Genomic DNA, 13,677 nt, shown 5'->3' on the forward strand with positions numbered 1-13,677 from the left:
GACGATGCATTTGCCTCGGGGTCATGCCGCGGTCATAACCCTTCACCAGAACGGTTCCAGGCTGACTCCTTCGTCGACCGAGAGCCTTCGCAGAACGGAGAGACGGTACGCATGAGCGATCAACGCCCGATCCTGACCACCCGCCAGGGCCATCCGGTCCGCGACAACCAGAGCACCCGCACGGTCGGTGAGCGGGGCCCGGCCACGCTCGAGAACTACCAGTTCATCGAGAAGATCACGCACTTCGACCGCGAGCGGATCCCGGAGCGCGTCGTCCACGCCCGCGGCGCCGGCGCCCACGGCTGGTTCGAGGCCTACGGCAAGATCGGCGACGAGCCGGCCTCCAAGTACACCCGCGCCCGCGTGCTGAACGAGACCGGCGTGAAGACGCCGATGTTCGTGCGCTTCTCGACGGTCGCCGGCGCCAAGGAGAGCCCGGAGACGGAGCGGGACCCGCGCGGCTTCGCGGTCAAGTTCAAGACCGTCGACGGCAACTGGGACCTCGTGGGCAACAACCTCAAGGTCTTCTTCATCCGCGACGCGATCAAGTTCCCCGACATGATCCACGCGTTCAAGCCGGATCCGGTGACGAACCGCCAGGAGGCGTGGCGCTTCTTCGACTTCGTGGCCCAGCACCCCGAAGCCATCCACATGGTGACGCACCTCAAGTCGCCGTGGGGCATCCCGGCCAATTACCGCGAGATGGAAGGCTCGGGCGTCAACACCTACAAGCTGGTCAACGACCAGGGTGAGGCCGTGCTCTGCAAGTTCCACTGGGAGCCGAAGCAGGGCGTCCGCAACCTGACCTCCCAGCAGGCCTCCGAGATCCAGGCCAAGGACGTCGGCCACGCGACCCGCGACCTCTACGACAACATCAAGGCCGGCAATTTCCCCGAGTGGGAATTCTGCGTCCAGATCATGCCGGACGGCCCGAACGACCACCTGTCGTTCGACCCGCTGGACGACACGAAGCTGTGGCCGGTCGACCAGTTCCCGCTGCTGCCGGTGGGCCGCATGGTGCTGGACCGCGTGCCGGACAACTTCTTCGCCGAGGTCGAGCAGTCCGCCTTCGGCACCGGCGTGCTGGTCGACGGCATCGACTTCTCGGACGACAAGATGCTGCAGGGGCGGACGCTGTCCTACTCGGACACGCAGCGCTACCGCGTCGGCGCCAACTACCTCCAGTTGCCGATCAACGCGCCGCAGCCCGGCGTGAAGGTCTACTCGAACCAGCGCGACGGTCAGATGACCTACGGTGTCGACGGCACCGGCCCGAACAAGCACATCAACTACGAGCCCTCGACCCTGGCCGAGGGCCTGCGCGAGGCGCCCAAGCCCGCCAAGGACTACCACCAGCCGGTGGAGGGCCGTCTCGGCCGCTACCAGACCTCGCGCACCGAGGACGACTACACCCAGGCCGGCGTCCGGTACCGCTCGTTCCAGGATTGGGAGCGTGACGACCTGATCGCCAACCTCGTGGGCGACATGAAGCAGTGCCCGGAGCCGATCCAGCTGCGGATGGTCTGGCACTTCTGGCACGCCGACGAGGATTACGGCCGCCGCGTCGCCGAGGGCGCCGGGATCGATCTGGAGAAGGCCAAGGCCCTGCCGCCGCTGCCGGGTCGCGCCGCGCCGGGCAAGCGCCTGCAGTCCGAGACCCTGACCGACGGCTCGCAGGCGCACCGGGTCGCCGCCGAGTAAGCCTCGCGCGCGCTCATCGACACAGCCCCGCGCGGTCACCCGGCCGCGCGGGGTTCTTGTTTGGGGATCGGACGGGGGCGGCGATGGCGAGTGTCGTGCAGCGCGGGCCCGGCCCGAACGCCGTCATCGGCGGCATGCGGGTCTCCTACCTGGCGCGCAGCGACGAGACGGCCGACGGCCTCGGCATCTACCGGGTCGCGATGGATCCGCGGACGCCGGGTGCCGGATTGCACCGCCACGCCCGGTTGACCGAGACGTTCTCGGTCGAGGCGGGCCGGCTCGCCCTCCACGTCGACGGTGCGGACCACGACCTCGGACCGGGCGACTTCGCGCTGATTCCGCCCGGCGTCGCGCACGCCTTCGCCAACCGCGGCGAGCGGCCGGTGCGCTTCACGCTGAGCTTCGCGCCGGCTCTCGGCCGCGAGGGCTTCTTCGAGGGTCTGGCGCGGCTGGCCGCGGAGGGACGCCTCGGCGACGCGGCCGCGATGGCCGACCTGATGGCGCGCTACGATCAGGAACCGCTGGCCGGGTTCGCCGGCTGGAGCGCGGTCAGCGGCTGAGCAGCGGCTGAGCGGCCGTATCCCGCGGCTCGGGCTCGGCCGCGCTGACCTTCCGGTCGCGTCCGGCGGCCAGGCCGATCAGGATCGCCGCGACGGTGATGCCGACGAACAGGGTCCCGGGCACGCCCCAGCCGCCGGTCGCCTCGTGGGCGAGACCGAAGATCAGCGGCCCGAGCGCGGCGCAGGTGTAGCCGATGCCCTGCGCCATGGCCGAGAGGCCGGCGGCGCTCGCCGCGTCCGCCGCGCGCAGCACGATCAACGTCAGGCCCAGCCCGAAGCAGCCGCCGATCCCGAAGCCCAGCGCGCAGGCGGCGGGGATCCGGAGGGAGTCCGCACCGAAGGCGAGGACCACGAAGGCCGCGGCGGTGAGGCCGGGAATCACGACGATCCAGGCGCGCTGGTCGCGGGCGCGGGCCGCCAGCATGGCGACCAGCAGCGCGCCCGGCGCCTGCACCAGCGTCGCCAGCGAGGCGTAGAGCCCGGCATTCAGCGGTGTCAGGCCGCGGCCCTGCAGCAGCAGCGGCAGCCAGCCGAACAGGATGTAGGCGAGCGACGATTGCAGGCCCATGAAGCCCGTCACCCACCACGCCAGCGGGTTGCGGAGCAGCCGCCCGGCGGACGGCGCCGCGGTCGAGGCGGTCCGGCGGGCGAACGGGATCCACACGAAGGCCGCCACCAGCGCGGGCAGCGACCAGATCGCCAGGGCGGAGGGCCAGCCGCCCCCGAGGGCGTGCTCGACCGGTACCGAGGCCCCGGCGCCCGCGGCCGCGCCGAGGCACAGGGTCATCGTGTAGAGGCCGGTCATCAGGCCGCCGTTGCCGGCGAAATCGCGCTTCACCAGCGCCGGCAGCAGGACATTGTCGATCCCGATCCCGATGGCCGCCAGCGCCGACCCGGCGAAGAGCGGCACGAGCCCGCCGAGACCGCGGAGCGTCAGGCCGGCGACGAGGATCGTCGAGCCGGCGAGCACGGCGAGGTCGGGCCCGATCCGGCGGATCAAGGGCGCCGCCAGCGCGCAGGCGATGCCGAGGCACAGGACCGGCAGCGTCGTGAGGATGGCGGCGCCGCCGGCGCCGAGGCCGGTGCCGTCCCGGATCGTCGCCAGCAGGGGCCCGACGGTGCTGAGCGCCGGCCGCAGGTTGAACGCGACCAGCATCAGCGCGAGGCCGAGCAGGAACCGGTTCGCGGTGGCCCGGTCCGCGCTCACGGCCGCCGCCGCGCGATCACGGCCCCGCCGAGGCAGGCGGCGAGCATCAGCGCGAAGGCGGCGTCGCCGAACTGGCCGTAGAGCGTGCCGCCGACGATGCGGGCGGGCAGGTCCGCGTCGAGCCAGGTCTCGGTGTCGAGCGCGGTGCGGGCGACGATGCGGCCGTGCGGGTCGATCACCGCGGAGATCCCGGTATTGGCGTCGCGCACGAGGGGCAGCCCCTCCTCGACGGCGCGCAGGCGCGCCTGGGCCAGGTGCTGGCGCGGCCCCGGCGTGTCGCCGAACCACGCGTCGTTGGTGACGTTCAGGATCATCCCCGGCGGCCGCGGCGCCGGGGCGGCGTGGCCCGCGGGCAGGATCGCGCCCGGGAAGATCGCCTCGTAGCAGATGGTCGCCGCGACCGGCGGCAGGCCCGGGACCGTCAGGATCCGCTGGCCGGCGAGCGTCCCGGCCGAGAACCCGCCGGGGATCGCCACGAACTGGCGCAACCCCACGGCCCGCAGGGCGGCGTCGAGGGGGGCCGGCAGGTATTCCCCGAACGGGACGAGGTGAACCTTGTCGTAGCTGTCGGAGATCCGGCCGTCCGGGCCGATCACCATGACGGCGTTGTAGAAGCGCAGGCGCTCGCCCGGCAGCGGCTCCTCGGCGCGGGCCGCCCCGGTGATCAGGTGCTGCCCGGGCTTCAGGCCGGCCGCCACCTTGGCCAGCGCGTCGGGATCGCGCTGGATCAGGAACGGGAAGGCGGATTCCGGCCAGACGATGTGGGTCGGCTCCGGCGCGCCGGCCTCCGTCGGGCGCTGGCTCAGCTCGATGTAGCGGTCGACGATGTCGGCCCGGTTCTCGGGCCTGAACTTGGCGTCCTGGGGCAGGTTGGGCTGGACGAGCCGCAGCCGCACGCCGGCCACCGCCGGGTCGGGCGGCCCGAGACGCTCGGCCCCGTAGAGGGCCATGCCGGCGAGCACGATCGCGGCGGCGGCGCTCGGTCCGAACCGGGCGCGCGGGCTCGCGCCGGTGGCGAGCGTCGCGGGCGCCGCGCAGACCAGCGCGGCCAGGATGCACAGGCCGTAGAGCCCGATCACCGCGGCCCACTGCATCAGCCAGAGGTTCTGGGCCAGCGCCATCCCGAGGGTGTTCCAGGGAAATCCCGTGAACAGGTGGCCGCGCAGCCAGTCGGCCGCGCCGAGCCCGAAGGCGAGGGCGGCGAGGCGCGCCGCGCCGCGGCTCCACAGCAGGCCCGCGGCGCCGAAACCGGCGCCGTAGAACAGGCCGAGGACGAGCGGTAGGCCGATCACGCCCAGCGGCAGGGCCCAGAGGAACTCGTCGGCCTCCACCAGGAAGGCCTGGCCCAGCCACCAGAGTCCGGCGGTGAGATAGCCGAAGCCCCAGGCCCAGCCGACCAGGAAGCAGGGCCCGAATCGCCGGAGGGTGGTCCGTTCGGCGGCGGCCCCGTCCTGCAGCCAGACCGCGACCGTCAGGGAGACCGCGAGGGCCGGCAGGAGGCCGTAGGGCGGCATGGCCACCGCGCCGAGGGCGCCCGCCAGCCACGCCAGCCCGAGCCGGCGCCAGCCGGTCAGGCGCGCGATCGCCAGCACCGTGCCGGGCACGCGCGCCCGCTCCGGATCGGACATGGGACCCGGCATCGGCCCGCGCATCGGTGCGCCGGCCGCCGCGGGCGACCGGGCGAAACCGTCCGCCAGACTCGTCACGGGTGCGGCGTCTCGGAGACCGGAGCGTTCGCGGGCGGCGGCAGAGCGAGCGGCACGACGGTGCCGATCCGCGCCGCGCCCTTGTGGAACCGCAGGCGCTTCAGGCGCCGCGGATCGGCGTCGAGAACCTCGAACTCGAGGTCGCCCGGACCGGCGATCAGCTCGCCGCGCGAGGGAACGCGGCCCGCCAGGGTCACGATCATGCCGCCCAGCGTGTCGATCTCCTCGGCCATCTCGCCGACGGCCGCGACGAGGTCGACGCCCGTCACCTCCGAGACCTCGGCCAACGGCGTGCGCGCGTCGGCCACGAAGACTTCGCCCTCGCCGTCGACGCGCTGGACGTACTTGTCCTCGGCGACGTCGTGCTCGTCCTCGATGTCGCCGACCACGACCTCGATCAGATCCTCGATGGAGATCAGCCCGTCGGTGCCGCCATACTCGTCGATGACCAGCGCCATGTGGGTGCGGGTGGCCTGCATCCGCACCAGCAGATCGATCGCCGGCATGGACGGCGGCACGAACAGGACCGGCCGCTGGATGCGCGCGGCCGCCAGCGTCGTCGTCAGGTCGACCTTGCCGAGGTCCAGCCCGCGCGGCAGGCGGGCCGCGGGCCGGCGCGGGCGCGCCGCGGCCGGCGCGTCCGCGGCGCCGCCGACCGCGACCTCGACGGGCTTCACGACGGCGGGCGCGCTGCGCCGGGCCGGCTCGGCCTTGGCGGCGATGTGGTCGACGAGGTCGCGGATGTGGACCATGCCGCGGGGATCGTCGAGGGTCTCGCCGTAGACCGGCAGCCGGGAATGGCCGGCCGTGCGGAACAGCTTGAGCAGGTCGCCGAGGCTCGTGTCGTTCGAGACGGCGACGATGTCGGCCCGGGGGACCATCACGTCGTCGACGCGCACCTTGTGCAGGCCGAGAACGTTCTTGAGCATGACGCGCTCGAGCGGGGTGAGGCCGCTCTCGCCGGCATCCGGCTCCGCCAGCGCCTCCTCAAGGCCCTCGCGCAGCGAATCGCGCGGCTTGAGATGGAGCGCCTGGAGCAGGCGGTCGTACCAGGGATCCCGGTGCTGGGATTCGCCCTCGTTGGAACTGGGCGCGGCCAGGGCCGCGCCGCGACTTCGATCGTTGCTCATGTCTCTCGGGTCTGGGGTCGCTCGGACGTCGCGCGCTCAGGCATAGGGATCCGGGATGCCGAGGGTCGCGAGTGCCGCGACCTCGAGGGCTTCCATGGCATCGGCCTCGGTCTCGCCGATCTCGTGGTCCTGACCGAGACAATGCAAGGTGCCATGGACGAGGAGGTGGGCGAGGTGATTCTGGAGCGGCTTCGACTGCTCCGCACTCTCGCGCACCAGGGTCTCGTACGCAAGGACCACGTCGCCGAGGGGCGCGGCGGTCCCGGGATGCCGCGGCTGCGGGGCGGCTGGGAAGGACAGGACGTTGGTGGGCTTGTCCTTTCCGCGCCAGGTCCGGTTGAGTTCCTGGACGGCGGCATCGTCCGTCAGCAGGACGCTGACCTCGACGGGGCCGTCCGGCCTCTCGAGGGCGACGGCGAGTCCGGCCTCGACGGCGCGGGTGACGAGGGCTTCGAGGTCCGGAACCGCCGTCTCCCAGCGCGCGTCCTCGACGGCGAGGTCGATCTCGTGCGGCACGGTCACGCCAGCGGCCGGCGGCGGGGATTCGGGTTGCGGTCGGCCTCCTCGTTGCCGTGGGCGGCGCGCTCGTAGGCGGTGACGATCCGGCGGACGAGGTCGTGGCGGACCACGTCGACGTCCTTGAACCGCACGTGCCCGATTCCCTCGACGTCCTCCAGCACGCGGACCGCTTCCACGAGTCCGGATTTCTGACCCGGCGGCAGGTCGATCTGGCTGGGATCGCCGGTGATGATCATGCGCGAGTTCTCGCCCAGGCGGGTGAGGAACATCTTCATCTGCATGGAGGTCGTGTTCTGCGCCTCGTCGAGGAGCACCACCGCGTTGGTGAGGGTCCGGCCGCGCATGAAGGCGAGCGGCGCGATCTCGATCTGGCCGGTCTGGAGGCCGCGATCGACGTGGCGGGCCTCCATGAAATCGTAGAGGGCGTCGTAGATCGGGCGCAGGTAGGGATCGACCTTCTCGCGCATGTCGCCCGGCAGGAAGCCGAGGCGCTCCCCCGCCTCGACGGCGGGACGCGACAGGATCAGCCGCTCGGCATGGCCCTGCTCCAGGAGCGACACGGCGTGGCCGACCGCGAGCCAGGTCTTGCCGGTCCCGGCCGGGCCCTCGGCGAAGACCAGCTCGTTGGTGCGCAGGAGCTTGATGTATTCGTCCTGCGCCGGGTTGCGCGCCCGCACGGCCCCACGCTTGCGGGTGGCGATCTGCTCGAAATGCGGCCTGTCGGCCTCGGCGGCGATCGCCTCGGCGGGGAACAGGGTCGCCTGCGCGGTGGCCTCGCGGATGGCGCCGTCCACGTCGCCGAGGGTCAGCGTGCTGCCGCCGGTCCGGACCCGGGCGTACAGCTTCTGGAAGACCCGCCGCGCCGTCTCGGCGGCGTCGGCCGGCCCCTTGATGACGAGGTGGTTCCCGAGCGCCGTGGCGGTGACTTCCAGCCGGCGCTCGATATGGGCGACGTTCTGGTCGTACTGGCCGAAGACGAGGCTCGCGAGGCGGTTGTCGTCGAAGGTCAGCGGCACCTCGACCGCCTCGTCCGATCCGGTCGGCCGCGCCGCCGGTCCGCGACCCCGGAGCGCGCCGCGCGCGCCCGCACCGTCCGACGCGCTCAAGCCGCCATCCTCGCCGCCATCCTCGCCACCATCCGGAACGCTCCGCTCCTCACGCCGCCGCAGCCTCGGAGACGAGTTCCCCGAACAGGCTGTTGGACCCCGCCGCGGTGATCCGCACCGGCACGACCTGCCCGATATGGTGTGGCGGGGCGTCGAACTGGACGGCCAGCAGGTGCGGCGTCTTGCCCGCGACCTGACCGGGATGCCGCCCGGGCTTCTCGACCAGCACGTCGAAGACCCGGCCGGCGGCCGCGCGCTGATAGGCGTAGCGCTGGCTGTCGAGGAGCGCCTGCAGCTCGGCGAGCCGGGCCGCCATCACGGCCTCCGGCACCTGATCGGTGCGGTCGGCGGCCGGCGTACCGGGGCGCGTGCTGTACTTGAACGAGAAGGCGCTCTCGAACCCGACGTCGCGCACGAGCCGCAGGGTCTCGGCGAAATCCGCGTCGGTCTCGCCCGGGAAGCCGACGATGAAGTCGGACGACAGGGCGATGTCGGGCCGCGCGGCGCGGACCCGGTCGATCAGCCGGCGGTACTGGTCGCCGGTGTGCTTGCGGTTCATCGCGGCGAGGATCCGGTCGGAGCCCGCCTGCACCGGCAGGTGCAGGTAGGGCATCAGGGCCGGCACCTCGGCGTGCGCCCGGATCAGGGCGTCGTCGAAATCGTTGGGGTGGCTCGTCGTGTAGCGGATCCGCGCGATGCCGGGGATCGCCGCCACCGCGCGCACCAGCTCGGCGAGACCCGCGGGCGCGCCGTCGGGGCCGTCGCCGTGATAGGCGTTGACGTTCTGCCCGATGAGCGTGATCTCGCGGACGCCCCCGTCGGCGAGCTTCTCGGCCTCGGCGAGCACCGCCACCACGGAGCGCGAGACCTCGGCGCCGCGCGTGTAGGGCACCACGCAGAAGGCGCAGAACTTGTCGCAGCCCTCCTGCACGGTCAGGAAGGCCGACGCCCCGAGGGTCCGGCGGCGGGGCAGGTGGTCGAACTTGTCCTCGACCGGGAATTCGGTGTCGACGACGCGGCGCTCGCGGGAGCGGGCCAGCAGATCCGGCAGGCGGTGATAGCTCTGCGGACCGACCACCACGTCGACGGCGGGCTGGCGCGCCTGGATCTCGGCGCCCTCGGCCTGGGCGACGCAGCCGGCCACCACGATGCGCGTGTCGAGACCCTGCGCCTTGCGCTCGCCCTTGAGCACGCGCAGGCGGCCGAGCTCGGAATAGACCTTCTCGGCGGCCTTCTCGCGGATGTGGCAGGTGTTGAGGATCACGACGTCCGCGTCCTCGACCGTGTCGGTCGCCGCGTAGCCCTCAGCGCCGAGGACGTCGGCCATGCGGGCCGCGTCGTAGGCGTTCATCTGGCAACCGTAGGATTTGACGTAGGCCTTCTTCAACGCGCGCCGTCCCGAACCAATCCGCCCAACTCCGCGCCGGGCCCGCGGGGACGGGGCCGGCGGGTCGCCTGTAGCACGCTTCGCGCGGGCCGTCGCGGCGCCCCCGAAACGCGACCGGCCGCCCGTGGGCGGCCGGTGCATGGCTCGGCGGATGGCTCGGCGCGTGGCGGCTTCCGGGGAGGAGACTCCCCGAGCCGCCTCAGTGGGCCGCCGGCGCCGCCGCGGGCAGGTCGATGACCATCTGCTGGAAGAACGGCACGTAGGCCTGCAGCATCACGAACAGGCCGACGAGGCAGGCGAGCGCGATCGAGTGCCAGAACACGAAGCGCAGGATCTTGCCTTCCTGACCGAAATAGCCGGTGGCCGTGGAGGCGACGACGATCGACTGGGCGTCGACCATCTTGCCCATCACGCCGCCCGACGAGTTCGCCGCCGCCATCAGCACGCCCGAGAGGCCGAGCTGCTCGGAGGTGATCCGCTGCAGGCCGCCGAACAGCACGTTCGAGGCCGTGTCCGATCCCGTGAGCGCCACGCCGAGCCAGCCGAGCAGCGTCCCGAAGAACGGGTAGAGGATGCCGGTGCCCGCGAAGGCGAGGCCGAGCGTGGCGTCGACGCCCGCGTAGCGGGTGAGGACGCCGAGCGCGAGCATCGCCGCGATGGTGATCAGCGAGTAGCGCAGGGCCCAGATCGTCTCGAAGTAGGCCGTGACGAGGCGCAGCGGCGAGAACCGCATGATCAGGCCGGAGATGATCGCCGCGATCAGCACGCCCGTGCCGGTGTACGACATGTAGGTGAACAGGAAGACCGCGCCCTCGGGGACCGGCTTGGCCACCACGGGCGGCACCTTCATGATCACGTTGTGCAGGCCCGGCACCTCGTACTTCCAGGTGAAGAGCGGGTTGACGATGCCCTTGAACCAGCCGGTTCCCCAGACCGCGACGATGATCGAGAGGACGATCCACGGCACCCAGGCCATCAGGATCTCGCTCTGCGAGGCGGTGCGGGCGCCGGTATGGACCGGCGGCGTGCCGGGCACGCCGGCGCCGAGCGCCACGGGCCGCGGGCCGGCGACGGCGAGCGACGGATCGTGGCCGCGCAGAGCCGGCGACGACCAGATCTCCTTGGGCTGCCAGACCTTCAGGAACAGCACGAGGGCGAGCATCGAGGCCAGCGAGGCGCCGATATCGACGATCCACGGGTTGACGTAGTTCGAGATCAGGAACTGCGCGACCGCGAAGGAGGCGCCGCAGACCAGGATCGGCGGCCACACCCGGATCATGCCGCGGAAACCCGCGAACACCCAGATCAGCCAGAACGGCACGATCAGCGAGAACAGCGGCAGCTGCCGGCCGATCATCGCGCCGAGGATCTCCGGCGGGTAGCCGGTGACCGAGGCGAGGCCCTGGATCGGCGCGCCGAGCGCCCCGAAGGCCACCGGCGCGGTGTTGGCGATCAGCGACAGGCCGGAGGCGGCGAGCGGCGAGAAGCCCAGCCCGATCAGGATCGCGCCCGTGACGGCGACCGGGGTGCCGAAGCCGCCCGCGCCCTCGAAGAAGGCGCCGAACGCGAAGGCGACCAGGAGCAGCTGCAACCGCCGGTCGGCCGTGATGCCGGCCACCGACTGCTGCAGGATGGCGAACCAGCCCTTCTCCACCGTGAGCCGGTAGAGGAAGATGACGTTGAGGATGATCCAGCCGATCGGGAAGAAGCCCGTGACCATCCCGAGGATGGCGGCGCGGGCGGCGAGATCGGTCGGCATGCCGAAGCCGACGATGGCCACCAGCATGGCGAGGCCGAGGGCGATGACGGCCGCGATATGGGCCTTCACGCGCCCGCTGGCGATCATGGCGAGCAGTGCGATGACCGGCACTGAAGCGGCGAGCGTCGAGAGCCACGGGCTCCCGAACGGATCGTAAACCTGGTTCCAGGTTTGCACCGGGCGTCCTCCAAAAAGTCCCGTCTGTTCCGGGTTGCGGCCTAGCTAGCAGAGGCGTTCCGACCGCTCAATGCGTTGCATCATGTATTCTGGCGGTGATCTCTACACATTACTCTTGCGCGGATCGCCGGATTCACCCGGCGCAACAGCGTCCCTCCGCGCGAGAGCGGAACTGACCCGTCCAGCGCAGGTATACATTCAAGGCCTGAGACCGGATTCCGCGCTGGCTCAGGAACTTAGCCCTCGAGGAGAGCAAGGGGGCACGCCTGCCGCCGCCTTAGGTCTGTGGATGCGCCCACCCCGAGTCCCGGACGGGACCTGAGCGCGGTGCCGGACGTTCAGACCGTCGCGATCTCCGGCTCCTGAAGGCCGATCCCCGGGGCCGCCGGCCTGGCGTCCGGTGCCGGCACGGTCCCGACGCCGGCGCCGGCACCCCGCAGGGCCGCGCGCACCTCGGCTTCGGCGGCCGCCGTGGCGACTTTCCGGTCGGTGGTCGCCTCGAAGGCGATCGGCGCGCCCCAGACCACGTGCACGTCGATGGGGCCGCCCTGCACGAAGGTCGCGAGGTGCGGCACCAGCTCCATGTCGCCGTACCACGCGATCTCCGCGCGCTCGGCGCGCGTCACCGGCAGGCCGTTGCGCCGGGGATAGGCGATGGCGAGCGGCTGGAGGCGCACCCGGCCGCGCCCGGCCTCGGCCTGCAGCGCCGCGCGGGCCGCGCCGACGAGGGAGGAGCGGAACGGCAGGAGCCGGGTGCCGTCGCCGGTGGTCCCCTCCGCGAACAGGACGACCAGCTCGCCCTCGGCGAGGCGATGGCCAACGGCGGTGCTGACGGTGGCGGTCGCGCCGCGCCGCTGCCGATCGATGTAGATCGTCCGCTGCAGCCCCGCGAGGGTGCCGATCAGCGGCCAGCCGGCGATCTCCGACTTCGCCACGAAGGAGAGCGGCCGCAGCGAGCCGACCGCGACGATGTCGAGCCACGAGACGTGGTTGGCGAGCACCAGCGCCGCCTCGCCGGGGGCCGGCGGCGTCCCGCTCTGCGTGACCCGCACCCCGAACAGGCGCAGGAAGACGCGGTGGAACAGGATGGGCGCCAGGGTGGCGCGGCGGCCCAGGAGCCGCAGGGCGATCCAGTGGGGCGGTCCCAGCACCGCGAAGGCGAGGGCGAGGGCCGCGACGCGCCAGGCGATGCCGAGGCGGCTCACGGCGTCACAGGTCGGCGCTCATCGTCAGCGCGGTCGCCCGGCTGCCGTCGGCCTTGAGATAGTAGCCGGTGCGCGAACCGACCTGCCGGAAGCCGTGCCGGGCGTAGAGCCGCAGGGCGGGGGCGTTGCCCTCGTCGACCTCCAGATGCACCCGGGCGACGCCGTCCAGGGCGAGGCTCGCCAGGTGCTCGCGGAGCAGCTTGCGGCTGTGGCCGCCGCCGCGCAGAGCCGGCGACAGCACGACCGTCAGGATCTCGGCCACGTCGGCGGCCCGGCGCGAGAGCACGAAGCCCTGGAGCACGCCGGCGCGCCAGAGGGCGTGCGCGTGGGTCGAGCGCTCGCAGAGCATCCGCTCGAACTCGTGCGCGTCCCAGGGCCGCGCGAAGGCGGTCGCGTGGAGGCGGGCGAGGGCAGGGGCCTGCGCGGCGTCGCGGAGCGGCGCGACGTAGGGCTCCGGGGTCAGCGCGTCCCACCACGCGAACCACCAGTCGAACGGCCAGAAGGGCAGGGGGCGCGTCATCGCCGCGCGATCCTTGCGTGGTCCTGCGGCCGGGCATCCGGCCCCCGCAGGTAGAGGGGGCGGGCCAGCGCCTGCGCCGGGTCGGCCACGAGACCGAGGGAGGCCACCGACGCGATATCGGGACCGCCGACATGGGCGACGCGCGCCGCGACGCCGCGCGCGGCGAGCGCGGCGGCCAGCATCGGCGCGCCGGAGCCGGTCAGCACCACCGGGCCGGCGCCCAGCCGCTCGGCCGCGGCCTCGACGGCGAGGTGCGCGGGCGCGAGGCCGTCGCCCGGTCCCAGGGCCTGCACGTAGACGGCGCCGTGGCGGGCGTCGACTACCGCGGCGATCGTCCCCTCGACGGTCTCGGCCAGGAGCGGCGCGAGGAGCGCCGAGAGGGTGCCGACGCCGACGACCGGCTTGCCGGTCGAGAGGCCGATGGCGCGGGCCGCCGACAGGCCGACCCGCAGGCCGGTGTAGCTGCCCGGCCCGACCGTCACGGCGACCCGGTCGATCGCCTCGAATCCACCCTCGACCCGGGCGATCACCCGCTCGATCAGCGGCAGCAGGGATTCCGCGTGGCCGCGCGCCATCGGCAGCGACTCGGCGGCGAGGGGCGCGTCGACCTCCTCCGCCATGACGCAGGCGGCGCAGGTGTCCAGCGCTGTGTCGATGGCCAGGATACGCACGCTCGCTCCCACAAGCCGGTCCGCACCGG

At 72.6% G+C, this 13,677-nt stretch carries 12 protein-coding genes; 2 read left to right on the forward strand and 10 right to left on the reverse strand.

What is annotated here, in order from left to right; genetic code table 11:
• The first annotated feature begins 111 nt into the window (after positions 1-111).
• A complete protein-coding gene (locus tag LOK46_RS03395; protein ID WP_273562484.1) occupies positions 112-1,701 on the forward strand; it encodes a catalase in 1,590 nt (529 codons plus the stop codon).
• Positions 1,702-1,784: 83 nt separating this feature from the next.
• Positions 1,785-2,261, forward strand: coding sequence for a cupin domain-containing protein (locus LOK46_RS03400; protein ID WP_273562485.1), 477 nt, complete (start codon positions 1,785-1,787; stop codon positions 2,259-2,261).
• On the opposite strand, the gene LOK46_RS03405 is transcribed toward LOK46_RS03400, so the two are convergent.
• The 10 genes from LOK46_RS03405 to tsaB all read right to left on the reverse strand — a co-directional run bounded on the left by LOK46_RS03405 (position 2,251) and on the right by tsaB (position 13,648).
• Positions 2,251-3,468 (reverse strand): MFS transporter, encoded by a 1,218-nt coding sequence (locus LOK46_RS03405; RefSeq protein WP_273562486.1) that lies wholly within the window; start codon positions 3,466-3,468, stop codon positions 2,251-2,253. The two genes, LOK46_RS03400 and LOK46_RS03405, sit on opposite strands and share 11 nt — an antisense overlap.
• Positions 3,465-5,096 carry an apolipoprotein N-acyltransferase gene (gene lnt, locus LOK46_RS03410; protein ID WP_273562487.1) on the reverse strand — a complete coding sequence of 544 codons (1,632 nt, stop codon included), beginning with the start codon at positions 5,094-5,096 and terminating at the stop codon, positions 3,465-3,467. Before lnt ends, LOK46_RS03405 begins: the two co-directional genes overlap by 4 nt.
• A 74-nt stretch (positions 5,097-5,170) precedes the next feature.
• Positions 5,171-6,304, reverse strand: coding sequence for a hemolysin family protein (locus LOK46_RS03415; RefSeq protein WP_273562488.1), 1,134 nt, complete (start codon positions 6,302-6,304; stop codon positions 5,171-5,173).
• A gap of 36 nt (positions 6,305-6,340) precedes the next feature.
• A complete protein-coding gene (ybeY, locus tag LOK46_RS03420) occupies positions 6,341-6,820 on the reverse strand; it encodes an rRNA maturation RNase YbeY (RefSeq protein ID WP_273564528.1) in 480 nt (159 codons plus the stop codon).
• A 2-nt stretch (positions 6,821-6,822) separates the two neighbouring features.
• Positions 6,823-7,929: a PhoH family protein gene (locus tag LOK46_RS03425; protein ID WP_443192859.1), complete on the reverse strand. Its 1,107-nt coding sequence runs from the start codon at positions 7,927-7,929 to the stop codon at positions 6,823-6,825.
• Positions 7,930-7,978: 49 nt separating this feature from the next.
• A complete protein-coding gene (miaB, locus tag LOK46_RS03430; RefSeq protein ID WP_273562489.1) occupies positions 7,979-9,316 on the reverse strand; it encodes a tRNA (N6-isopentenyl adenosine(37)-C2)-methylthiotransferase MiaB in 1,338 nt (445 codons plus the stop codon).
• A gap of 199 nt (positions 9,317-9,515) precedes the next feature.
• On the reverse strand, positions 9,516-11,252 hold the full coding sequence (locus LOK46_RS03435; RefSeq protein WP_273562490.1) for an L-lactate permease: 1,737 nt from the start codon (positions 11,250-11,252) through the stop codon (positions 9,516-9,518).
• 338 nt (positions 11,253-11,590) lie between these two features.
• Positions 11,591-12,457 (reverse strand): lysophospholipid acyltransferase family protein, encoded by an 867-nt coding sequence (locus tag LOK46_RS03440; protein ID WP_273562491.1) that lies wholly within the window; start codon positions 12,455-12,457, stop codon positions 11,591-11,593.
• Between the two features lie 4 nt (positions 12,458-12,461).
• A complete protein-coding gene (locus LOK46_RS03445; protein WP_273562492.1) occupies positions 12,462-12,977 on the reverse strand; it encodes a GNAT family N-acetyltransferase in 516 nt (171 codons plus the stop codon).
• Positions 12,974-13,648: a tRNA (adenosine(37)-N6)-threonylcarbamoyltransferase complex dimerization subunit type 1 TsaB gene (gene tsaB / locus LOK46_RS03450; protein ID WP_273562493.1), complete on the reverse strand. Its 675-nt coding sequence runs from the start codon at positions 13,646-13,648 to the stop codon at positions 12,974-12,976. Before tsaB ends, LOK46_RS03445 begins: the two co-directional genes overlap by 4 nt.
• Positions 13,649-13,677 lie beyond the last annotated feature (29 nt).

Source organism: Methylobacterium sp. NMS14P, from assembly GCF_028583545.1.
In the GTDB taxonomy this organism is placed as follows: Bacteria; Pseudomonadota; Alphaproteobacteria; order Rhizobiales; family Beijerinckiaceae; genus Methylobacterium.